Consider the following 23,112-nt stretch of genomic DNA (forward strand, 5'->3'; position numbering starts at 1 on the left):
GTACGTTACCCGGCATGTCAGTGACTCCTGGTGATGATTCGTTTCGCAGCGCAATCGGCGAGGTCGCCGCGATCCTCGAGGACTACTGGGAGGACCTGCGAGAGGAACGCCTGCCGGTGACGCCGGACCTCCACCCCGGGGACGTACGCGCGATGCTGCCCGACCGCGTACCGGTGCACGGCGAGCCGATCCGGGACGTCCTGGCCGATGTACGGCGTGTGGTGATGCCCGGGCTCGTGCACTGGCAGCACCCTTCGTTCCTCGGCTACTACCCGACCCAGACCAGCCCCGCGTCGGTGGTGGGCGAGCTGTTGGCCTCCGGCCTGGCGGTCCAGCACATGATGTGGTCGACGGGCCCGGCCGCCACCGAACTCGAAGAGGCGGTCCTGGACCATCTCGCGGGTGCACTGGGCCTGCCGGAGCGGTTCCTCAGTACCGGTGACGGCGGCGGGGTTTTGCAGGATTCCGCGTCCTCGGCCGTCCTGGTGGCCGCAGTCGCCGCCCTGTACCGGGCCTCAGGCGGGCGCTGGCGCGAGCACGGCACCGAGGGGCGCTACCGGCTGTACTGCACCGACCAGGCGAACTCCTGCGTCCCCAAGGCCTCGCGCATCGCCGGCCTGGGGGAACCGACCCTGATCCCCACCAGGGCGGGCACCTGCGAGATGGACCCCCACGCCCTGAGCGAGCAACTGGCAGCCGATCGCGCCGCGGGCGTCGTTCCCGCGATCGTGGTCGCCTCGGTCGGCACCACGGGCACCTGCGCCATCGACCCGGTCGCCGACGTCGCCGCCGTATGCCGGGAGTTCGGGGCCTGGCTGCACGTGGACGCCGCCTACGCCGGGTCGGCCGCGGTCTGCCCGGAGAACCGCTGGATCAACGAGGGTGTCGAGCACGCCGACTCCTACGCCGTGAACTGCCACAAGTGGCTGCTCACAGGACCGCCCTGCGACGCCATGTGGGTGGCCGACCGCCACAGCCTCACCGCCGCCATGGACATCCGTCCCGACTTCCTGCGCAACCAGGCCAGCGACTCGGGTGACGTCACCGACTTCCGGGACTGGCAGGTGCCTCTCATGCACCCCTTCCGTGCCCTGAAGCTGTGGTTCGTCCTGCGCACCCACGGCGTCGAGGGCCTGCGCGCGCACATCCGCGAACAGCTCTCCCACGCCGCGCTGTTGGCCGGCCTGGTCCGGGACACCCCCGGCTTCGAACTGATCTCGCACTCACTCGGACTGGTGTGTTTCCGCCTCGTCGGCGACAACGCCCGCACCGAGCGACTGCGTACCGAACTCGACGCCACCCACCGGATCCTGGTGACCCCCACCACCGTGGACGGCCGGTACATCCTGCGCGCGGCCCTGGGCTCACGCCTGGCGTCCCAGACATCCGTACGCAATGCCTGGGCGCTGGTACGCGAGACCGCCGCCTCGATCCCCGACGACCGGCCCGCGTCATCCGAAACGACGCCGACGACCCTGACGACCCCGGTGGGCGCCCGGTGACCAGGAAGTACGTCCGTACGGCACCACGCCCCTGGCAGGCCACGGACCCTGGACGTCGGCAAGTTGAAGCCGGCCGCATCGGCCCCCCGTCGATGCCGCATCCCAGGACATGACGCGTCTGGGCACGTAGCCCATGACCCACATCCTCACCACGCGAACGACCCTCAGCGGAGAACACCGTGCACGACCATGACGACGCGACCACGGCGGGCGAACGCTGGTTCGACTACGCGGCAGCGCACCCGCACTCGAGCATGGAGATCGGCGGAGTTGCCGTAGTCGCCGGCCCCGCCCCTTCGACCGTCGAACTGCACGCGTTGATCGACTTGATCCGGGCGGCCCACCCGCCGTTGCGCGACCGGGCCCGCCCCCGGGGCGCGAACGCGGGGGGCTCGGCCGAGCCCGCCGATCACCTCGAGGAGATCACGCTGCCCGCGCACAGCGGTGAAGTCGCGCTGCACGCGGCGATCGAGCGTGTCTGCGCCCAGCCGCTCACGGACGTCACCTGGGGCATGACCCTGCTCCACGGCCACCGCGACAACGAGTTCGCCCTGCTCCTTCGCGCCCACCACGGCCTCCTGGACGGCATGTCCCTGATCGGGATCACGCTCGCCGCGCTGCGGGAACCCGGCCTCCCGCCTCGCCGCACACCCCCCAAGCCCTCACCCTCCTGGACGACCGGACGCGTGCGCGCCCTGGTACGAGCAGTCGCCGGCCTCGCGCTGCCCGCGCACGCCATCAGCCTCGGCCCCGCCCGGGTCCAGGCCCCGACCGGCCCACCCAGGCGCCTGTGGGTTCACACCCCACTGCCTCGTATGAAGGCCATCGCGCGGGCGGCCGGCACCAGCCTCAACGACGTCTACCTGGCCGCCCTCGCCGGCGCCCTGCGCCCCGGGCTGTCCGACCGTGCCACAGGCACCGTGCGGGCGATGGTCCCCCTCAACACCCGGCGCGGCCACACGAGCGCCGCGTTGGGCAACTTCCACCGCGGCGTCCCCGTCGCCCTGCCCTGCCACCTGCCCACGGCCGCCGAGCGCCTGGCCGCCACCCACCTCGCCACGGCGAACATCCGGACCGGCCGCCGCGATCCCGACGCGGACGTCCTGTTCGAGACCCTGCCCACGCGCTGGCACGGCAGGACCCTGGCGCGGGCCCTGCACCCGCGGCGCACCACTATGGTGGCCACCCATGTCCCCGGTCCCGCACGTCCCCTCGAACTCGACGGCCACAGCATCAGCGCCTTGCTGCCGATGATGTTCCTGCCCGCAGGTCACCACCTGTCGGTCTGCCTGGGTGAATACGCCGGAACCGCACACCTGGCCCTCGTCGCCGACCCCAGCCTGCCCGAATTCGACGAACTGCCCACCCGGTGGCTCGCCGAACTCGGCGCACTGGAAGCCACCTGACGGTCACCCGCTCAACGCCATCGACTCGTTCTTGTGGGCCGAGGACACGACGAAGCGCCTGTCCTTCGAGCCCGGACTCCCCGACAGCCGATGGGCCGGGGCCAAGCCGCGCAATGACGGCTCGATGATCTGGCCTCCGGGGGCCAGGCCGGGTCATGCCCGCACCCCACGGCCTCACGCCGTCCCACTACCGCGCGCCACCACGGGCCGCCACTGGGGCCTGTTCCCTCCGCACCCGCCGGCATCGGGGGAGAGGTGGCGGGCTCTGTCCCACGAACGCCAGCCCTCCTGGTCCTGTCGTTGGCATAAGCCCGACCATGAGGTGCGGCGACTCTCGACCGACCTGCCCCGCGACGCCGGGAGGATCCAACCGTGAGGGCCTAGCCCAGATACCGGGCCCGCGCCTCCTCGATCCCCGCCGCGTCCGCACCCTCCGCCGCCCAGGCCACGTATCCGTCGGGCCGTACCAGGACGGTCGTCCGGCGGTCGCCCGCCCAGCGCTCCACGGTCAGCCACCCCTCACGGACACCGGGGCCTTCGTACGTCCCGGGTGTGATCAGCACGAACCGGCCGCCGCGCAGCGCCTCGTAGAGCCGGCCGTCCTTCAGGGCGACGTCGGGGACGCGGGTGCCGGTGAGACGGTGGGCGCCGCGGGGGGCGGAGTAGGCGTAGCCGATCCCGGTGATCTCACCCAGGGCCTTGCGCTGGACGGACGGGGCCATGTCGACGATCGCGGAGACCAGTGCGCGGGCGGCACGCAGTAGCGGATTGTGCGCGCGGGCCAGCCGAACCAGTCCGCCACTGCTGCGCAGCACCGCCTTGCCGACCGGGTGGCGCTCGGCCTCGTAGCTGTCGAGGAGCCCTTGGGGCGCCCGGCCCTGGACGGCCGCGGCGAGCTTCCAGCTCAGGTTGGCGGCGTCCTGGAGGCCGGTGTTCATGCCCTGACCGCCGGCCGGGGAGTGGATGTGCGCGGCGTCCCCCGCGAGGAAGACCCGCCCGACCCGGTAGTGCGGTGCCTGGCGCTCGTCGCTGTGGAAACGGGAGAGCCAGCGGGCGTCGTGCATGCCGTAGTCGGTGCCCAGGGCACGGCGGGTGATCTCCTTGACCTCGTCGAGGCGGAGCGGGGCGTCGTCGGAGACCTCGTTGCGGCGGTTCCAGCCCATGACCCGGTACCAGCCGTCGCCGAAAGAGGCGATCATCGCGAAGGCGTCGCCGCGGCCGTTGACGGTGAGGACGCTCTCGGGCTTCTCGGCCATCCGGACATCGGCCAGGATCAGCGACTTGATGACGGAGACACCGGGGAAGTCCAGGCCGATTGCCTCCCGCACGGCGCTCCGGTGACCGTCGGCGCCGACGACATAGGCCGCCCGTCGGGTGACGACCGCCCCGTCCGCGCCCCGCACGTCGAGGTCGACCCCCTCGTCGTCCTGCCGCAGCCCGACGACCTCGCTGTCGTACGCGAACTCGACCCCGGCCTCCCGGGCCCGCCGCTCCAGGAGCCGCTCGACCTCGTACTGCGGGGTGATGAGCAGGAACGGGAAACGCGAGGGCAGCATGCTCAGATCGAGGGAGAGGCGGCGGAAGAGCCGCAGGCCGGTGATGGTGTCGCCGGTGGTGAGGAGTTCGTCGGCGAGGCCGCGGGCGTCGAGCTGCTCCAGGGTGCGGGCGTGCACCCCGAACGCGCGGGAGAGGTTGCTGCTCTTGCGCGGCCGCTTCTCGAGGAGGGTCACGGTGACGCCGGCTGCGGCGAGGTCACCGGCGAGGAGGAGGCCGGTGGGGCCGGAACCGACGACGATCACGGGGCGGTGGGTGGCGGTGCCGTTCATGGTGGCCTCCTGATGCCAACGTCTTCTTGCCGTCGTCTACCTGCCAACAAATGTTGGCCAACGCTCGTTGACGACGATAGCGAGGCGCCAAGGTGAATGTCAACATGCGTTGGCAAACGTTTGTTGACCCACGGACGTTGGCCTACGCTTGTTGGCGTGAACGCCAGTGACAGCACCAGTGACAGCACCTCCCCGGTTCCCGGATCCGCCGCCCCCCGCCGCTCCGACGCCACCCGCGGCGCGATCCTCGCGGCGGCCCGCGAGCGCTTCGCGACCGACGGCTACGAGCGAGCAACCATCCGCGCCATCGCCAAGGACGCGAACATCGATCCGTCGATGGTGATGCGGTACTACCGCAACAAGGAGGGCCTCTTCGCGGCGGCCGTCGCCATCGACCTGCGGCTGCCGGACGTCAGCGGGGCGGACCGCCGGCAGGACGCGGGCCGGATCCTCGTCGAGCACTTCCTCGACATGTGGGAGAACAACGAGGTCCTCACCGCCCTGCTGCGCGTCGGCGTGACCAACCAGGCCGGGGCGGAGCGCATGCAGGGCATCCTGCGGGACCAGCTGCTGCCGGTCGCCCAGCGGGTGTGCCCCGACCCCGAGCAGGTTCCGGCACGGGCGGCACTCATGGCGTCGCAGCTACTGGGGTTGGCGCTCACGCGGTATGTGCTGCGGATGCCGCCGGCGGTGGGGCTGGCGCGGGCGGAGATCGTGGCATGGCTGGCACCGACGATCCAGCGGTACCTGACCGCGCCGAGTCCCTGAGACGTGCCGGGCACTCGTTTCCGCCGCGGCGACGGGACCGTAGGAGGCTGGAAGGCCGCCCAGAACCTGAGACCCGCCGGACGCCGAAATTTTCGGGCCCAGGAGGCCGGCCGAGCGCTGAGAACCCGCCGCGCTGAGAACCCGCCGCGCTGAGAACCCGCCGAGCCGAGAATCCGCCGCGCTGAGAACCCGCCGAGCCGAGAATCCGCCGGGCCCTTGAGACGCCCAGGCGGTCTCGTTGGATCATCGACCGGACCAAGGGAAGATGCCTGCGGTGTGGAGTCCCCGGGAACCGGTGCGGAGTCCCCGGGAACGCTGGGAGGCGGCTGCCGGCTCAGGGCTGACGCTTGCTCGCTCCTTACTCGCAGGTGATCTCGTCACGCGGGGTGTAGCGCGTGCGGAGCGGCTCCCGCTTCACTTCCCGGCCGTTGTTGCTGAAGACCCGCTCGACGGTGACGTCGAAGCCCTCAAGTGGGGTCTGCGGGACGCACTTGTCAGCGGTGCCCACCCTCTTCGCCGGTTGCTGCACGTTGGTGCGCGGCCCCTTGACGGACGTGATCTCGTCGTACTTCTTCGTGCCGAGGAAGGTGACGGTCACCGAGGTGTCGGTGGACTCGGCCTGGATGTAGACGGCCTTGCCGGAGTCGTTGGCGAACCTCAGATCGAGGCTGCCCCAGGCGACCGTCGCCTCGCGGCCCTCGGGGTAGCGCTCGATGTAGAAGGAATGGGCGCCGTACTCGACGGGCTTGACGCCGGCGAAGAACATCGCGTTGAAGACGGTCGTGGCCACCGCGGAGACACCGCCGCCGGGCGCCTTGGTGTACTGGTCGTCGAGGATCATGATGCCTTCGACGAAGCCGTTCGCCTTGGTGCGCTCGCCGACGGTCCGGTTGAAGCTCCAGGTCTCGTTCGGCATGACGACGGAGCCGTTGATGAGCTCCACGGCCCGGCCGACGTTCGTCGTGCGGTAGGCGGCCGGTTCGAAGTTGACGGTGAAGGAAGACATCTTCTCGGTCAGCCCCAGACGTGCCGCGTTCTCGCGGGTGACCTCCGGCTGGATCAGCCGCGTGGTCACCTTGCCGGTGCGGGCGGCGTCCGACTTGGTGAGCAGGGGCAGGACAGCCTTGCTCAGGGCCTTGTCGGTTACCTCTGTGCCGGGCCTGGCGTCGGCGGCCACCACGACCTTGTCGCCCTCGAGCCCCAACCGGGCGTTCCGGGGTGTCTTGGGGAGGCCGTTCAGGGCGCCGGTCACTGCGGGGGCGGCGCGCAGGCCCTTGCCGTCGAGTTTTGGGATGAGTCTGCCGGCGTCGTCCGGCCTCATCGTCAGGTACTTGCCCAGCACCGCCGGGGTGATCGTGAACCGCTTGCCGCCCGCGGTGAGCGTGACCGGTGCCGACATCGCGGGCTCCGCGAACTCGCGCACCGCCCGTCGCATCTCCTCCACCGTGACTTTCGGCTTCGTCTCGCGTACGGGCAGCACCGTGATCGAGTCAGCCGCGCCGTGCAGGAAGGGGGCGCGCAGGGCGTCGATCGCGGCGTCCACGTCCAACGCGTATCCGGTGCGCGGGGCGGTCTGCTCGACACGGCCTTCGGCGAAGGAGACGGTGCCGTCGCGGACCTCCTCATCGAGAGCCTCCGCCAGCTTCCCGACGGCGGCACGGGCCTTGTCCCCGTCGATCCGCACCGTCGGCTCGAGGTCACCGCCCGAGCGGAACAGCCCACCGATCACGCTGACCGGATCGGCGCCGGTGGACGCCGCCCGGTCAAGGGTCTCCCGGATGTCAAAGGTGAGCCCCGCCTGCCGCGGATCGATCGCGCCGCTGCGGTCGCCGACCCGCACGGCCAGCTTCCGCGGGCCGGCCGCCACCAGGTGCTTCTCCAACTTTCGGGCGGCCTCCTCGCGGGTCAAGCCCCCGATGTCCACGCCTCGCACCGTCGTACCCGCCTCGATCTCACCGCCGGTGAGCAGCAGCGCGGCGAGATACAGGCCACCTATGCCGACGGTCAACGCACCGCCCGCCAGGGCGACGGGCGGGAGAGAGGCTATGCAAGTGGTGGAGGGTACTCGGGGACGCATAGGTCTCCTGAACGATCGATACAACGTGTACCCGATGCCGCGGCACTGTGGGCGAGAGCAGTCGGTCAGGTTACGCGCAACCGGGCGCCAAAGCGTATATCCCGGATCACACTGGGAGTTTTGGATCAACGGCCTCAAAGGTGAGCGCAACGGCACCCGGCGTGCTCAGCGCCGACATCCCCCGGTGGGAGTACCTCTTCCAGGAGCTGGGCTTCGGCTCGGGTGTGACCGCTGGCGGCGCCAGGCCGCCCGGAAGAGGCCGACGTCCGGGGCCGACTGCACGAGCTCCTGCCGAAGCAGTTGCGGTCGCAGGACCAGCTCGGCCGGTCGCGGGGCGATCGAATCCTCCCGTGTCCGGTCCGCTTGCCGCGGCCCAAAAGAGAACCCGGCCCGGCCGACCGTGCACGGCCGGGCAGCAAGCACCACATCGTCACCACCGACCACGGCATCCCGCGGGGAATGTCCCTGGCCGGCGGCAACCGTGGGCGACGTCACCCAGCTCCTGGCCCTGCCCGACATGCTCTTCCCGGACCGTGGCCACGACCACGACAAGTACCGCCGACTCCTGCGCGGTCGCGGCATCGGGCCGGCGATCGACGAACGCGGCCAGCCGCACGGTACCGGCCCGGGTATCTCCCGCCGGGTCGTCGAACGCACCGTCTCCCGGCTCCACGGTTTCCGCCGCCTGCGCATCCGCAGGGAGGGACGCGACGACATCCACGAAGACTTCCTCGGCCTCGCGGACTGCCTCGTCTACCAGATCAGGCACCAGTAACGGCCATAGCGGCCGATGTCGATACGGCCGCCTTGCGGAACCAGGCTCGGGTCCGGCCGCCCCGCGGCCGCCATGGAGCACGCTGGGTCACCGACCACACCCGCCACGGCCATCCGACGAGCGGCGCCCACTGCCGTCGCGGACGTGTACCACGTGGTTGTTGCCGGCTCGAAGCCGCCGTGCGTCGGTGCCGGCGTCACCGGCTCGGGCGGGGCAGTCGTTGCGGAGGGAGACGGTGCGGGAGTCGACGGCCTCGGCGGCCGTACCGGTGCCGGTGTCGTCACGGGCCGCGGGGGCCGGTCCAAGGGACGGGGCGCCGCGGTCCGAGTGTGCGTCGGGGTCGCTTCCCGCGTCCGGCCGGCGGACGCGTCCGCTGTTGCCGTTGCTCTCGCCGTCGTCCGGTGGGCCGTCGGTCGGTGTCCGGACGGCTGCGGCTGCCCGGTTCCGTCCGCCGGTGCCGACCGCTCCTCGGACGGTCCGGCCGGACGGGTACGGTCCGACCCTGTCGGCGCGGGCGAGCGTGAGCCGGCGGACGCCGACCCGGTTGAGCGCGGCTCTGACGCTGTCGGCGGTGGCGTGCTCGGCGCCTGCGGCTTGGGCGTCCAGGTCGGCACGGGGTTCAGCGTCGGCAGGGACACGTCGGTCGAGGACGAAGGCTTCGGACGAGGCGTGTCGCCGTCCTGCGTCACCAAGGCCCATACGCCGACACCGCCAAGGGCGAGGATGAGGGCGCCGCCCGCGATCCACGGAGTCCGTCGGGGCGGGCGTCGGTGACGGTTCATGGTTCTTACTCTCCTACGGGCCCGGGCGGGACGCTCGTCGCGCACGAGGAACTGCACACACCCGGGATGCCACGATGCGCTGGCTGCCCCAGGCCGCGGTCCCCTTGCCCGCGGTCGCCTTGGAGGCCCTTCACCCACTCCGCGTGGGACCTGCACGCGTGGGACGTGCTGGCGACGCGCGCGGTGCGCCTGGCGCGTGACGGCGGAGCGCTCAGCGCACTGCCACCGGTGCTCATGCACGCGGCCGGGGTCCATATCCATTCCTCGCCCAGGCCAGCCAGCACCGACACCGCTCCCGCCACACCGGGGACGCCGTGGCCTTGAGACAACGAAGATGGCGGTCGTCGCGGTCAGGCCGCCGAGGCCCTGGCCGACATCCTCGGCCCGGACGGAATCAGTGTCGACGCCGCGCTCCCGGTACCTGCGTTCCTCCTGCGCTACACCCCCGGTATCGGCGCGGCGGTTGAAGGGTTCCGCCGGCGCACGCCGTTGCGCAGCCTCGGTCGGCCGGAGGAGACGGCCCTCGGCGTGGCCTTTCCGCGGGGCCTGTCGGGCTGTGTCACCGGCACGTTGCTCGTCGTCCTCGTCCTCGTCCTCGTCCTCGTCGGCGGCGGCGGTGGCGGTGGCTTGACCGCTGTCATTCGACCTGCCGCACATCCTGTCCGCCCCGTCCTTCCCATGAGCAGGCCCTGCACGACAACGACAGATCCTGCCCAGGGTGAACGGCCTTGATCGCGTAGGGTGGAGGCGGCCGACGAGTCCGCACGCGGCGGTTGCATCGCCTGCACCGTCACCATCGCCTGCACCATCAATGGCACTGGCACCATCACTGACACTGGCACCGGCGCCGCGTGGCGACGACTCGACGATTCGTGCCGCAGAACGCCCCAGGCGCTGCTACACGGCTTCCTTCCGTCGGCCTACGGGCGGATGGCCCCCCGTGCCCAGGGCCCGATTTTCGAGAACGGACCATGAGCGACAACACCCTGTGGAACGTCCTGCGGGACGCCGCCCGTGAGCGGCCCGACCAGGTGACCGCGCATGTACGCGGCGACGGCAGCGAAGTCGAGGTGACATACCGGGAGTTGCTGGCCGCCGCCCGGCGGGTCGCCGGAGGGCTGCGCGCGGCCGGGCTCCGGTCCGGCACGCGCGTTCCGCTGGTCGCCGACCGCAGCGAGGACTTCCAGGTGATGTTCTGGGGCCTGCTATGCGCGGACCTGGTTCCGGTGCCGCTCGCCGCGGACGTCCGCCGGGTCCTGCCCGTCTGGGAGCACCTGGACCGGCCGCCGGTGTTCGTGGACACGGCGGGCGAGGACATGGTGCGGCACCTGCCCCCCGGGGCGCCCGTGCTGCGGCTGGAGGAGATGCGCGGCGGCGACGACCTGGGTGGGCCCACCGAGTGCGAGCCCGACGGTCTGGCCATCGTGCAGTTCTCCTCGGGCAGCACCGGTGTGCCCAAGGGCGTCGAACTCACCCACGCTGCGGTGACCGCCAACCTGCGTCAGATCGTGGCCGTCTCCGACCTGGGCCCCGACGACGTGGTGGTCAGCTGGATGCCGTACTTCCACGACATGGGCCTGATCGGCACCCATCTCGCACCCCTGGCCGCCCGAGCCAAGCAGGTCAAGATCGGGCCGCTGACGTTCGCGCGGCGGCCCGGGATCTGGTTCGAGACGGCCACCGCGCACCGGGCCACGCACCTGTCGGCCGCCAACTTCGCTCTCGCGCTGGCGACACGGCGCCTGTCCGACGAGGACATGGCCCGTTTCGACCTCACCAGGGTCCGGCGGGTCGTCGTGGGCGCCGAACCCATCTCCGCGTCCGTCTGGCGCGACTTCGCCCGCCGCACCCGGCCAGCCGGGCTGGCGCCGCACGCTCTCCAGCCCGTGTACGGCCTGGCCGAGGCGACCCTCGCGGTGACGTTTCCGCCGGCGGGCGAGATCGCCGTACCGCTGGCGCTGGACCGCGCGGCGTTCAGCCGTGGACGCGCGGTGGACGCTCCGGACGCCGACGACTCCGCCGTCGCACTCATGGACCTGGGTCATCCCGTGCCCGGCTGTGCCGTCCGGATCGTCGACGACGCCGGGCGTGAACTCGGCGACCGGCGCGTGGGGCACATCCAGGTGCGGGGTCCCCAGACGGCCCGCGGCTACTGCCGTCTGCCCGAGGCCACTTCCGCCGCCTTCACCGCAGAGGGGTGGCTGCGCACCGGGGACATGGGCTTCCTGCGTGACGGCCGCCTGTGCGTCACCGGCCGGTACAAGGACGTGCTGTTCCTGAACGGGCTGAAGCACCACGCCGCCGACCTGGAGGACGTCGTCGCCGCCACGCCAGGGCTGCCGCCCGGCACGGCCGCGGTCGTGGGGTCCACGGATCCGGACAGCGGAGGTGAGCGCGTGGTGGTCTTCGTCTCCTGGGCCCGCCCGCCACGCTCGGCCGACGAGGTGCTGCGACGGGTCGCCGCCCGGGTGGGCGAGGCGCTCTTCCACGACGACGTACGGGTCGTCGCCCTGCCGCCCGGCCAGTTCCCGCGCACCACCAGCGGGAAGGTGCGCCGCCACGTGCTGCGGGACCGGTTCGAGTCGGGCCGGTACCCCCGCGTCGTCCTACGCGGTCGCGGTGGCGCTCCGGCCGCTCCCACCGGACGGCGTGCCGCGGCCGGCGCCGGTGTGCCGCGGTCGAGGGCGGCCATCGAGCAGGTGGTGCGCGAGACATGGGCCGAGGTGCTGGGGATGGACGGCACGCGGATCGACGCCCACGCGTCGTTCCGCGTGCTGGGCGGCACCTCGTTGAAGGCCATGGAGGTGCTGGCCGCGCTGGAGGACGTCTTCGGCACACCGCTGGAGACGGCGGCTCTGCGCGGCGGGGCCGACACGCTGGCCGGGCTCGTCGACCATCTCCTGGCACAGGCGGACAGCCGTGCGGACGCCGGGGACCGAGGGGGTCCGGACGGCACGCCCGGCACCGCTCGTTCCGGCGGCCCGGTCCCGCAGGACAGCGGGACTCTCGCCGTCGTCGCTCTGGCCTGCCGGTTCCCCGGTTCCGACACGCCCGAGGCGTACTGGCGGCTGCTCGCCGAAGGGCGGGACCTCGTCACCCCGGTGCCGCCGCATCGCTGGGATGGCGACCGGGTTCCCGCGGCCCGCTGGGGCGCCTTCCTCAAGGACCCGGACGCCTTCGACGCGGAACGCTTCGGGATGTCAGAGGAAGAGGCCCGCACCCTCGATCCACAGGCCCGTCTTCTTCTGGAACTGGCGCACGAGGCGCTGGAACGGGCGGGATACGCCGGCCCGCGCCGCCGCGCCCACCGCATCGGCGTCTTCACGACGGCGGGGGACAGCGGCTACCGGGAACTGCTGGACCGCGCGGCCGGGGACAGCGGCACGGACCTGCCGCCCTCGGCGCTGACCGGGAACCTCCCCAACCTCCTCGCCGCACGGATCGCCCGGCACTTCGACCTCGACGGCCCGGCCCTGGCCGTGGACACCGCCTGTTCCTCCGCCCTGGCCGCCCTGCACCTGGCCCGCCGCAGTCTCACGGCGGGCGAGTGCGACATCGCCCTCGTCGGCGGCGTCAACCTGCATCTCACCCCGACCGCGCACCGGATGCTGCACGCCGCGCAGGCTCTCTCGCCGACCGGCCGCAGCCGGGCGTTCGCCGCCGACGCCGACGGGTTCGTACCGGGCGAGGGCGGCGCGGTGCTCGTGCTGCGGCGGGAGGAGGATGCCCGGCGCTCCGGCGACGACCTGCTCGCCGTGGTGCGAGGCACCGCCGTCAACAACGACGGTGCCTCGCTGAGCCTGATGGCCCCCAACCCGGCCCGCCAGCGCGAGGTCATCACCGCTGCCCACAGCGCGGCGGGCGTCGACCCGGCCGAGGTGACGTACGTCGAGGCGCACGGCACCGGCACCGCTCTTGGCGACCCCGTCGAGCTGAAGTCCCTCGCCCACGCCTTCCCGCCGCTGCCCGGCGAACGCCCCCGGCTGCTGGGCTCCGCCAAGACCAACGTCGGCCACCTTCTGAACGCCGCCGCGCTGCCCGGCCTGGTCAAGGTCGTGCTGGCGCTGCGCCACGGACAGGTACCGCCCTCGCTGCACGCCGACCCGCCCTCCGCGCTCGTCACCGCGTCCGGGTTCCAGGTGCCCAACCGGCTCGTCGCCTGGCCGGCGCCGCCCTCGGGGGGCCCGCTGGTCGCCGGCGTCAACGCTTTCGGCTTCGGCGGCACCAACGCGCACGCCGTCCTCCAGCAGGCCACCGGGCGCCCCCCGCACGGGCCCCGGCCGGACGACGGCCCTCATGTGCTGGCGCTCTCCGCCACCACCCGGCCCGCGCTGGGTGCCCTGGTCCGCGAACTGTCGGCCCACCTGGACACCCATCCCGGGATGGCCACGGCCGACCTGTGCCTGACCGCCGCGACGTCCCGGGACGACGACCGGCACCGGCTGGCCCTCGTCTGCGACGACGACGGCGACATACGCGCGCGGTTGACGGCTCTCGCCGCTGCCTTGGCCGTCGCCGTCGACCGGGTGGTGGACGCCGCCCCCGCGTTGGACACCGACTCCGCGTTGGACGCTGCCCCTGCGTTGGACGCCGCCCCCGCGTCGCACGCCACCCCCGCGCCGGACGGTCCGCCCCCGGACACGGACGTGTTCACCGGAACCGTCCGCCACCCGCCCCCGCCTCGCCTTCCTCTTCCCCGGACAGGGGACCCAGCTTCCGGGCATGGCGGCGCGGCTGTACGCCACCGCACCCGTGTTCCGGGACACCCTCGACGAGGCGTCCGCCGCGCTCGGCCCCTTGCGGGGCCGCACCCTCGTCCACTGGTGCACCGATCCCGGCGTCGATCCGGCCGAACTGGGCCGCACCGAGATCACCCAACCCCTCCTGGTCGCCTTCGGCGTGGCGCTGGCCCGCCAGCTGGGTGCCTGGGGCGTCGTACCGGACGCGGTCGTCGGCCACAGCGTCGGGGAACTGACCGCGGCCTGCGCCGCGGGCCTGCTGCCGTTGTCCGACACGGTGCGCTTCGCCGCCGCACGCGGCCGTGCGATCGCCGGGCTGACCGAACGCGGCGCGATGGCCGCGGTGCTCGGCGCGGACGACGCCGTGGAGGCGCTGATCGCCGCTTCGGGCGGCACCCTGGCCGTCGCGGCCCGCAACGCACCCGGCCGTCTGGTGCTGTCCGGCACAGTACGGGCGGTGGAGGACGCCGTCGCGGAACTCACCGCGCGGGGCATGGCCGCGCGCGGACTCCGGGTCTCGCACGGTTTCCACTCACCGCTGATGGAGCCGGCCGCCGAGGCGGTGCACAACGCCGCACGCGATCTGCCGCGCGGTACCGGCCGGATACCGCTGCTGAGCACCCTGACGGCCGACTGGACGTCCGCCCCCGACGCCGCCCACTGGCGCGAACACGCCCTGCGCCCCGTCCTGTTCGGGGAAGCGGCCCGGCGGCTGGCGCAGGACGGGTACGACACCTTCGTCGAGATGGGGCCCGGCACCGACCTGTCGGCCGCCCTGCGCACGGCCACCGCCGACCTGCCCGGCGCCCCCACCGCCGTACTCTCCGCCCTGCCCGCCGGACATCGCGAGGACGGCAGCGGGCGCGCAGGACTGCTGCGCACCGTCGCCCGCCTGTGGACGCTCGGAGTCGCCGTCGACCACGCCGCGCTGACGTCGACGGGACGTCGCGTACCGCTGCCCACGTACCCCTTCCGGCGGCGCACCTACCGGCCCGGCCCAGACGCCGCCCGGCTGCTGCACCGGGTCACGTGGACGCCGGTTCCGCTCACCCCGCCCGCCGGAACCGCCCCGGTCACCCTCGTCACCGGGCCCGATGCCGAGGCGGTACGGGAGCTGTCCGCGCGGCTGGCCGAGCGCGGCGTGCCGATGACGCACGCGGGCACGACCTCCGCCCACACGGTCGTGCACCTTCCGCGGCGGGCGGCGGAGGGCACCGACGGATCAGCAGCGCTAACCGACTTCCGGCACACGGTGCGGCAGTTCGACCGGGCCGGCGCACGGCGCCTGCTGGTGCTCACGGAGGACGCCCACCGCACCGGAGCCGATGGCGAGGCCCGGCCACGCCCCGAGCAGGCGCTGCTCACCGGGATCGCGCTGGCGTTCCCGCAGGAGACCGAGGGCACTCGGCTGGTCTGCGCCGACCTGTCCTCCCACGACACGCGGGAGCAGCGGCTGGACGCAGTCCTCGCCGAGGTGAGGGCCAACGGCGGCGACATCCACGTGACCGCCTGGCGGCGCGGCACCCGGCTGCTCCGGGGCGTGGAACCCCTGCCCGCCACCGCCGTGCCCGACGGAGACGGTCCGCTGCCCGCGGACGGCGTCTACCTCATCACCGGTGGCACGGGAGGCCTCGGCGCGGCGCTGGCCCGGGACCTCGCCGGACGCGGCCGCCCCACTCTCGTCCTCACCGGCCGCTCCGCGCAGCCGCCCGCCGGACTGCTCGCGGAACTCACCGAGTTCGGCGCCGACGCGCACTACCGGCAGGCCGACGTGACGGACGAGCGGCAGCTCGACGCCCTCTTCGCGGAGGCTCCCGCGCCGGATGTCGTCTTCCACGCGGCCGGGGTGGTCCTGCCGGGGTCGTTGCGCGGTACCGGCCCGCAGGACACGAGCCGTTCGCTGGCCGCCAAGGCGCACGGCACCCCGCTGCTGGCGCGGGCCCTGGACCACCACGGGCACCGCCCGAAGCTGTGCGTGGCCTTCTCCTCGGTGGCCTCAGTGCTTCCCGGCGCCGCGGGCGCGCTCGGCGACTACGCGGCGGCCAACGCCTTTCTCGACGCCTTCGCCGCGGCCGAACGCGCCGCCGGGCGCCGCTGGCTGGCGCTGAACTTCGGCCCCGTGGCCCGTACCGGGCTCGCGGCCGCCGTCGGGGACGGTTCGCTTCTGCGAGCCGGCGGTGTCCCCCTGGCCCCGGCCGAAGCGTTGCGCGCGCTGCGCGCGGCCTGTGCCGTCGACACGGCCCATTTGATCATCGCCGACCTGACGGGCGTGGACAGCCGCCTCCCGGTCAGCACTCCCGCACGGACGGACATCAAGGTCTCAGCGGGGGCACAAGTACCGGCCGGCCCTGCCGAGGTCCGTGCCCCCGTCACTCGCGCCATGCCCGCCAATCCCGCCATGCCTGCCACTCCGGCCATGCCAGGCACGCCTGCCACTCCCGCCACCCCGGCCATGCCAGTTCTCCCGGGACCCGACCCCAGCGACGACTCGCTCCCCCCGGCCGTCCCCGGCGCGCACACCCCCGATGTGGCCCGCGACTGGGACCTGCCCGAACTGTTGAAGGACCCGAGCTGATGGAACTGTCCACACCCCTGACGTACACCGGCGACCCGCGCGCCGCCGCGGACCGGGCCGCCGCTCTGGAGTCCGCGGGCCTCGACGCCGTCTGGGTGGCCGAGGCGTACGGCTTCGACTCGCCGACGATCATGGGATACCTCGCCGCGAAGACCGAGCGGATGCGGATCGGCTCGGCCATCCTCAACGTCTACTCGCGCACCCCCGCGCTGCTCGCCCAGACCGCGGCCGGACTCGACGCCCTGACCGGCGGCCGGGCGATCCTCGGTATCGGCGCCTCCGGACCCCAGGTCGTCGAGGGCTGGCACGGCCGCCGCTACGACCGCCCGCTGGGCCGCACCCGCGAGGTGATCGAGCTGTCCCGGCGGATCTGGCGGCGCGAGGTGATCGAGCACCACGGCATCACCGACCTGCCCCTGCCGCCCGAGAAGGGAGGCACCCTCGGCAAACCGTTGAAGCTGCTGAACCACCCGGTCCGCCACACCATCCCCGTCCACGTCGCGGCGCTCGGCCCGGCCAACGTCCGGATGACCGCCGAGATCGCCGACGGCTGGCTTCCGTTCCTCTACGTCCCCGAGCACGCCGCCGAGGTCTGGGGCCGGTCCCTGGCCGAGGCGCCGCCGCCCGCGACCCGGCGCTCGGCCCGCTCCAGGTCGTGGCGGGCGGCCCGCTGGCCATCGGCGACGACGCCGAGGCGTCCGGGACCTGATGCGCCCCACCGTCGCCCTCTACGTCGGCGGCATGGGCGCGCCCGGCCGCAACTTCTACCACGACCTGATCTGCTCCTACGGCTACGAGTCCGACGCGGCCGCCATCCAGGAGCACTACCTCGCGGGCCGCAAGAAGGACGCGGAGGCCGCCGTACCGGCCGAACTGCTGGAGCGGCTCTGCCTGGCCGGCCCCGAGGGCCATGTCCGCGACCGCGTCGAGGTCTTGCGCGAAGCGGGCGTGACCATGCTCAACGTCACGCCCGTCGGCCCCGATCCCGCTCGGCTGATCGAGCACGTCAGGAGTTGGCTGTGACCCTGGAACGAGACCTGTACGGCCCCGATCACGAGGCCTTCCGCGAGACGGTGCGGGCCTTCCTCACCAAGGAGGTCCTCCCGCACCACCCACGCTGGGAGAAGGACGGTGTCGTCGACCGCGAGGTGTGGCGCTCGGCGGGCCGCCAGGGCCTGCTGGGCATGGCCGTGGGCGAGGAGTACGGCGGCGGCGGGACCGGCGACTTCCGCTACAGCGCCGTCCTCATCGAGGAGTTCGCCCGTGTCGGCGCCTCCGGACTGGCCCTGAGCCTGCACAACGACATCGTCGGCCCCTACCTGACCAGGCTCGCCGACGACGAGCAGAAGCGCCGCTGGCTGCCCGGTTTCACCTCCGGTGACATCGTCACGGCCATCGCCATGACGGAACCCGGCACCGGCTCCGACCTGCGGGGCATCCGCACCACCGCCACCGACCAGGGCGACCACTACCTGCTCAACGGCGCGAAGACCTTCATCTCCAACGGCATCCTCGCCGACCTCGTCGTCGTGGTCGCCCGCACCACCCCCGAGGGCGGCAGCGCCGGGCAGAGCCTGCTCGTCGTCGAGCGCGGCATGCGGGGCTTCGAACGCGGCCGCAACCTCGACAAGATCGGCCAGAAGGCCCAGGACACCGCCGAGTTGTTCTTCGACGACGTGCGCGTCCCCAGGGAGAACCTGTTGGGCGAGGAGAACCAGGCCTTCACCTACCTCATGGGCAACCTCGCCCAGGAACGTCTGGCCATCGCGGTCGGCGCCGCCGCCGCGGCCGAGGAGATCCTGGACGTCACCACGCGGTACGTGAAGGAACGCGAGGCGTTCGGCCGGCCACTGGCCAAGCTCCAGCACATCCGCTTCGAGATCGCGGAGATGGCCACCGAGACCGCCGTCACCCGGACGTTCCTGGACCGCTGCGTCACCGAGCACAGCCAGGGCCGGCTCGACGCCGTGCACGCCTCGATGACCAAGTGGTGGGCGACCGAACTGCAGAAGCGGATCGTCGACCGCTGTCTGCAACTCCACGGCGGTTACGGCTACATGAGCGAGTTCCCGGTGGCCCGTGCGTTCCTCGACAGCCGTGTCCAGACCATCTACGGCGGCACCACCGAAATCATGAAGGAGATCATCGGCCGCTCGCTGCTCGGCTGAGCGCCGGCCGACTCCCCTCGATGACACCTGTGTCGCGTTCGCGCGCGTCCTCGGACCCCACATGGAAGGCACCCAAGGTGACCACCGAAGCGTACGTGTACGACGCGATCCGCACCCCGCGCGGTCGCGGCAAGGCAGGCGGGGCCCTGCACGGCACCAAGCCGGTCGACCTGGTCGTCGGCCTGATCCACGAGACCCTCCGCCGCTTCCCGGATCTCGACCCGGCGGCGATCGACGACGTGGTGCTCGGCGTGGTCAGCCCGCTCGGCGACCAGGGAGCGGACATCGCCCGCACCGCCGCCCTCCTGGCGGGTCTGCCGGAAACAGTGGCCGGCGTGCAGGAGAACCGCTTCTGCGCGTCCGGCCTCGAAGCCGTCAACATGGCGGCGATGAAAGTCCGTTCGGGCTGGGAGGACCTGGTCCTGGCGGGCGGGGTGGAGTCCATGTCACGGGTGCCGATGGGCAGTGACGGCGGCGCCTGATCCGAGTCCGTACCTTCCGAGCGCCGGGGGGAGCCTGGTCCGAGTCCGTACCTCCTGAGCACCGGCCCGGTTCCCGAGGGTGGGGCCGTCCTTCCCCGGGGCCAGGACCCCACGGGCGGCCCACCTCAATTCCCACACCGGCCCGGCTTCACCGGGCGCGCCCGCAGGGGCTTCCCCCGCCCCGGTCTCCCAGACGTTCCCATCCGACCCGCAAGGAGGCCCCGATGACATCGGCACCACGCACCACCGGTGACCTGCCCGACGACCCGGCCGACCGGACCCTGCCGCAGCTGCTGGCCCGCAACGCACGCGCGTATCCCCGACTTCCGGCCCTGTCCTGGCAGTCGGCGGAACCGGACGCCGACTGGACGACGTTCACCTGGGCGGAGGTCCACGAGCACACCCGGAGCCTCGCGGCCGGTTACCGGGCCCTCGGCGTCGGCCGCGGCGACCACGTGCTGCTGATGATGGCCAACCGGTCCGAACACTGGCTGTCCGACCTGGCCCTGGTCCGACTCGGCGCGGTCCCGGTCAGTGTCTACGGCACCGCGGCTCCCGAGCAGATCACCCACATCGCCCGCAACTGCCGGGCCCGCCTCGCGGTGGTGGAGGGGGCGGCGCAGGTCGCCGTATGGGAGCCGCTGCTGGCCGACGCCGACGCCCCGCTGGAGCGTCTGGTGGTGGCCGAGGCGGGTGCGGAGGACAGCCACCTCCCGTACGCGGCCCTGCTCCGTGGGCCGGTGCCGGAGCGGTTCGCCGAGGAACTGGACGGCGCCCGCCCCGAGGATCCGCTGACCGTCGTCTACACCTCCGGAACCACCGGCGAGCCCAAGGGGGTCGTCCTCACCCACGGTCAGGTGATGGCCAACGCCCTGGCGCTGGACGCCGTGGTGGAGCTGCCCCGTCACGTCGAGCACATCTGCTACCTGCCCTTCGCCCACATCGCCGAGCGGATGCTGGGCATCTACCTGCCGTGCCACCGGGCCTCGCACGTCTACCTCTGCGCCGACCCGACGCGCGTCGGCGAGGTGGTGCGCAAGGTGCGCCCCGCGCAGTTCTTCGGCGTGCCGAGGATCTGGGAGAAGCTGTCCGCCGCCGTACGGGCCGTGCTCTCGCTGATGCCGGCCGAGCAGCGGGTGCTCATCGACCGGGCGTTCGAGATCGCCCGCGAGCACGTCGGCTACCGCGAGCGGGGCGAGACGCCACCCGCCGAGTTGGAGGAGCGTTACGGCCGCGCCCGCGAGGACGTGCTGCTGCCCATGCTGGCCGCGGGCGGTCTGGACCGCGTGACCTGGTCGGCCAGCGCGTCGGCGCCGATGCCGCTCGACGTGGTGAGGTTCTGGGCCGGTTTCGGCATCGTCATCATGGACGCCTGGGGGCTGACCGAGACCACCGGCGTGGCCACCAGCAACAGCCCGAGGACCGGCTTCCGGCTCGGCTCGGTGGGGCGCCCGGTGGAGTCCGTGGAGATCCGCATCGCCGAGGACGGCGAGATCCTGGTGCGGGGCTCGTCCGTCTTCTCCGGCTACCTCCGGCCGGACGGCTCGGTACGGTCCGCCCTGGACGCCGACGGCTGGCTGGCCACCGGTGACATCGGCCGGATCGACGAGGACGGCTATCTCTGGCTCACCGACCGGAAGAAGGAGATGATCATCACCTCCACCGGCAAGAACGTCTCGCCGGCCCTGGTGGAGAACGCGCTCAAGGAACACCCGCTGATCGGCCAGGCGATGGTGCACGGCGACAACCGCTCCTACCTGGTCGCCCTGCTGGTGCTCGACGCGGAGGCCGCCCCCGCCTGGGCCGCCGCCAACGGTGTCGAGGCGGCGGGGGGACTGGCCGGGCTGGCGCGACACCCCGCCGTCCGGGCGGAGGTGGACCGCGCGGTCGCCGCCGCCAACACCCGGCTCAACCGCACCGAGCAGGTCAAGCGGTACGAGCTGCTGACCGAGGAGTGGGGTCCGGCGACCGGCGAGCTGACGCCGTCGCTCAAGATGCGGCGCCGGGTCATCCGGGACAAGTACGCCGACTCGCTGTCCGGGCTCTACCAGGGCTGAGCCCGGCGTCTCCTTCCGCGCCGATGTGACAGGGCGGCCGCCCTGTCACACGAGGGCCGTCTCAGAGGCCGTAGGTCTTGCCGATGACGTCCCGCTGGATCTCGCTGGTCCCGCCGTAGACCGTGGAGGCGACCGCGGCCCGCAGGTGGCGCTCCATGTCGAACTCCGTGGTGTAGCCATAGCCGCCCATCATCTGCATGCCCTCCAGGGCGGCCCGCTTGGCGGTCTCGGTCGCCTTCAGCTTGGCCATGGACGCCTCGCGCGGGAACAGCTTGTCCGGCTGCGCGTCGCAGTCCAGAGCCACCTCGCGCACCAGCAGCCGGGTGCACTCGATCTCGGTGGCGAGATCGGCGATCCGGTGCCGCAGCGCCTGGAAGGAGCCGACGGGCCGCCCGAACTGCTCGCGTTCGCGAACGTAGGTGACCGCGTCGTCGAAGGCGCGGCGCGCCAGGCCCAGCATGTTCGCGGCCAGGAAGAGCCGCTCGTAGTTCAGGCCGGCCATCAACTGCCGCCAGCCGTCGTCCACCTGGCCGACGACGGCGTCCGCTGGCAGCCGCACGCCGGTGAGGAAGACGTCGTTGACCTCCCGGCCGCCCATGGTCTCGATGCCCCGCACCTCCACACCCGGGGTGCGGGCGGGCAGATGGAACATGGTCAGACCGCCGTGCTTGTCCTCGCCCGTGCGGGCCACCAGCAGGATGCTCTTCGCGCAGTGCGCGTTGGAGATCCAGGTCTTCTGACCGTCGATCACCCACGTGCCGTCACCCTTCTGGCGGGCGCGGCAGCGCAGCGCGCCGACGTCCGACCCGGCCCCCGGCTCGGACATGGCGATGGCCAGCACGTCACCGCGCACGGCACCCGACAGCACCTCCCGCCGCTGGTGCTCGGTGCCGAACCTCTCGTACGCCTTCGCGGCGATGACGGTGGTGATGAAACCCCCGGCCGGGACCATCCCGTACGAGGTCTCCTCCAGGAAGAGGCAGGCGTCGGCCAGCCCGCCGCCGGAGCCTCCGTACTCCTCGGGCAGACACACCCCGAGCCAGCCCAGGTCGGCGAGCCTGCCGTACAGCCCGGGGTGGTGGGCCTCGCGGCCGTCCGCGGTCAGCGCGCCGCGCTGCTCCCGGGTGCCGCACTCCCGCTTGGCGAAATCGCGGACGGCGCGACGAAATCGGCCTGTTCTTCGGTGAGGCGACTGCCCATCAGGTCCTCCGGGGTGAGTGCCGCGTTACGAAGATATGGTATGCGTCTCAGCATCTCATGGGGAGGTGTTCGCCGGTATCGTGAGCACCATGAGAACTGACACGAACGACGCGGGGCCCGCCCGGGCCATCGCCCCGCCGGAGACGGAGGACCCCACCGCGCGGCGGATCCTCGACGCCGCACTGGAGCAGTTCACTCTCCTGGGCCTGCGCCGCTCCTCCGTGGACGACGTCGCCAAGCGCGCCGGAGTCTCCCGCGTCACCGTCTTCCGGCGCTTCCAGACCAAGGACAAGCTGGTCGAGGCCACCCTGCTGCGCGAGCTGAGCCGGTTCTTCCAGCGGCTGGACTCGGCTGTGGCGGCGCTGCCGACCATGGAGGAGCGGGTCGTCGAGGGCTTCGTGGTGGCCCTGCGCCACACCCGCGCCCATCCGCTCTTCGGCGGTCTGCTGCGCCTCGAACCCGAGGTCGTGCTGCCCTATCTGACGGTGCAGGGCGGCTTCTCGCTCTCCGCCACCGTCGCCTACCTGACGGGCCATCTGCGCCGTGCCCAACAGGCCGAGGGTCGCCCCGACGAGGACCCGCGTCCGGTCGCCGAGCTGATGGTGCGGGTCGCCGTGTCCTTCCTGCTCAACCCCGCCAGCTGCATCGAGATGGAGGACGAGGACCAGGCCCGGGCCTTCGCGCGCCGCTACCTGGCCCCGCTGCTCGACGCCTGACCGCCCGGACGCGCGGCCGGAGGCGGACCGGCGGGGCCG

The 23,112-nt window shown here is 72.6% G+C and carries 10 protein-coding genes and 4 pseudogenes; 11 read left to right on the top strand and 3 right to left on the bottom strand.

The window, feature by feature from the left end:
* Positions 1–14 precede the first annotated feature (14 nt).
* Positions 15–1,502 carry a pyridoxal phosphate-dependent decarboxylase family protein gene (locus tag BM536_RS01305; protein ID WP_073491537.1) on the top strand — a complete coding sequence of 496 codons (1,488 nt, stop codon included), beginning with the start codon at positions 15–17 and terminating at the stop codon, positions 1,500–1,502.
* Between the two features lie 179 nt (positions 1,503–1,681).
* On the top strand, positions 1,682–2,908 hold the full coding sequence (locus BM536_RS01310; protein ID WP_094102379.1) for a WS/DGAT domain-containing protein: 1,227 nt from the start codon (positions 1,682–1,684) through the stop codon (positions 2,906–2,908).
* 380 nt (positions 2,909–3,288) lie between these two features.
* On the opposite strand, the gene BM536_RS01315 is transcribed toward BM536_RS01310, so the two are convergent.
* Positions 3,289–4,734, bottom strand: coding sequence for an FAD-dependent monooxygenase (locus tag BM536_RS01315; protein ID WP_094102380.1), 1,446 nt, complete (start codon positions 4,732–4,734; stop codon positions 3,289–3,291).
* Positions 4,735–4,890: 156 nt separating this feature from the next.
* On the opposite strand from BM536_RS01315, the gene BM536_RS01320 reads away from it, so the two are divergent.
* The gene (locus BM536_RS01320) at positions 4,891–5,502 is read left to right on the top strand and encodes a TetR/AcrR family transcriptional regulator (protein WP_094102381.1); all 612 of its coding nucleotides are present in this window, start codon (positions 4,891–4,893) and stop codon (positions 5,500–5,502) included.
* A 358-nt stretch (positions 5,503–5,860) separates the two neighbouring features.
* On the opposite strand, the gene BM536_RS01325 is transcribed toward BM536_RS01320, so the two are convergent.
* Entirely contained in the window at positions 5,861–7,579 is a 1,719-nt protein-coding gene (locus tag BM536_RS01325) for a VanW family protein (RefSeq protein ID WP_073491540.1), read from the bottom strand.
* Positions 7,580–8,060: 481 nt separating this feature from the next.
* Between BM536_RS01325 and BM536_RS01330 the strand changes: the two genes are divergently transcribed.
* The 7 genes and pseudogenes from BM536_RS01330 (at position 8,061) to BM536_RS01370 (ending at position 21,157) form a co-directional block, all read left to right on the top strand.
* The gene (locus BM536_RS01330; RefSeq protein ID WP_073491541.1) at positions 8,061–8,354 is read left to right on the top strand and encodes an IS5/IS1182 family transposase; all 294 of its coding nucleotides are present in this window, start codon (positions 8,061–8,063) and stop codon (positions 8,352–8,354) included.
* Between the two features lie 1,753 nt (positions 8,355–10,107).
* A pseudogene (locus tag BM536_RS01345) lies at positions 10,108–13,563 on the top strand (beta-ketoacyl synthase N-terminal-like domain-containing protein); the annotation flags it as partial.
* A 295-nt stretch (positions 13,564–13,858) separates the two neighbouring features.
* A complete protein-coding gene (locus tag BM536_RS01350; RefSeq protein ID WP_094102383.1) occupies positions 13,859–16,450 on the top strand; it encodes an SDR family NAD(P)-dependent oxidoreductase in 2,592 nt (863 codons plus the stop codon).
* A pseudogene (locus BM536_RS01355) lies at positions 16,450–17,473 on the top strand (LLM class F420-dependent oxidoreductase). Before BM536_RS01350 ends, BM536_RS01355 begins: the two are co-directional and overlap by 1 nt.
* Positions 17,470–18,618, top strand: coding sequence for an acyl-CoA dehydrogenase family protein (locus BM536_RS01360; RefSeq protein ID WP_094102384.1), 1,149 nt, complete (start codon positions 17,470–17,472; stop codon positions 18,616–18,618). The pseudogene BM536_RS01355 and the gene BM536_RS01360 overlap by 4 nt, the downstream one beginning before the upstream one ends.
* Positions 18,619–18,695: 77 nt before the next feature.
* A pseudogene (locus BM536_RS01365) lies at positions 18,696–19,097 on the top strand (thiolase family protein); the annotation flags it as partial.
* A gap of 227 nt (positions 19,098–19,324) precedes the next feature.
* Positions 19,325–21,157 (top strand): AMP-dependent synthetase/ligase, encoded by a 1,833-nt coding sequence (locus tag BM536_RS01370; protein WP_094102385.1) that lies wholly within the window; start codon positions 19,325–19,327, stop codon positions 21,155–21,157.
* Between the two features lie 61 nt (positions 21,158–21,218).
* On the opposite strand, the pseudogene BM536_RS01375 reads toward BM536_RS01370, so the two are convergent.
* Positions 21,219–22,357, bottom strand: a pseudogene (locus BM536_RS01375) (acyl-CoA dehydrogenase family protein).
* Between the two features lie 89 nt (positions 22,358–22,446).
* On the opposite strand from BM536_RS01375, the gene BM536_RS01380 reads away from it, so the two are divergent.
* Complete coding sequence (locus tag BM536_RS01380; protein ID WP_073497318.1) at positions 22,447–23,073, top strand: TetR/AcrR family transcriptional regulator; 627 nt, start codon at positions 22,447–22,449, stop codon at positions 23,071–23,073.
* Positions 23,074–23,112: the final 39 nt, after the last annotated feature.

The organism is Streptomyces phaeoluteigriseus (assembly GCF_001896135.2).
Lineage (GTDB): Bacteria > Actinomycetota > Actinomycetes > Streptomycetales > Streptomycetaceae > Streptomyces > Streptomyces phaeoluteigriseus.

Excerpts from the sequence above, each read along its gene's own strand:
- BM536_RS01305 (WP_073491537.1), top strand. The coding sequence starts at position 15 with ATGTCAGTGACTCCTGGTGATGATTCGTTTCGCAGCGCAATCGGCGAG.
- BM536_RS01315 (WP_094102380.1), bottom strand. The coding sequence starts at position 4,734 with ATGAACGGCACCGCCACCCACCGCCCCGTGATCGTCGTCGGTTCCGGC.
- BM536_RS01325 (WP_073491540.1), bottom strand. The coding sequence starts at position 7,579 with ATGCGTCCCCGAGTACCCTCCACCACTTGCATAGCCTCTCTCCCGCCC.
- BM536_RS01350 (WP_094102383.1), top strand. The coding sequence starts at position 13,859 with ATGGCGGCGCGGCTGTACGCCACCGCACCCGTGTTCCGGGACACCCTC.
- BM536_RS01370 (WP_094102385.1), top strand. The coding sequence starts at position 19,325 with ATGACATCGGCACCACGCACCACCGGTGACCTGCCCGACGACCCGGCC.
- BM536_RS01380 (WP_073497318.1), top strand. The coding sequence starts at position 22,447 with ATGAGAACTGACACGAACGACGCGGGGCCCGCCCGGGCCATCGCCCCG.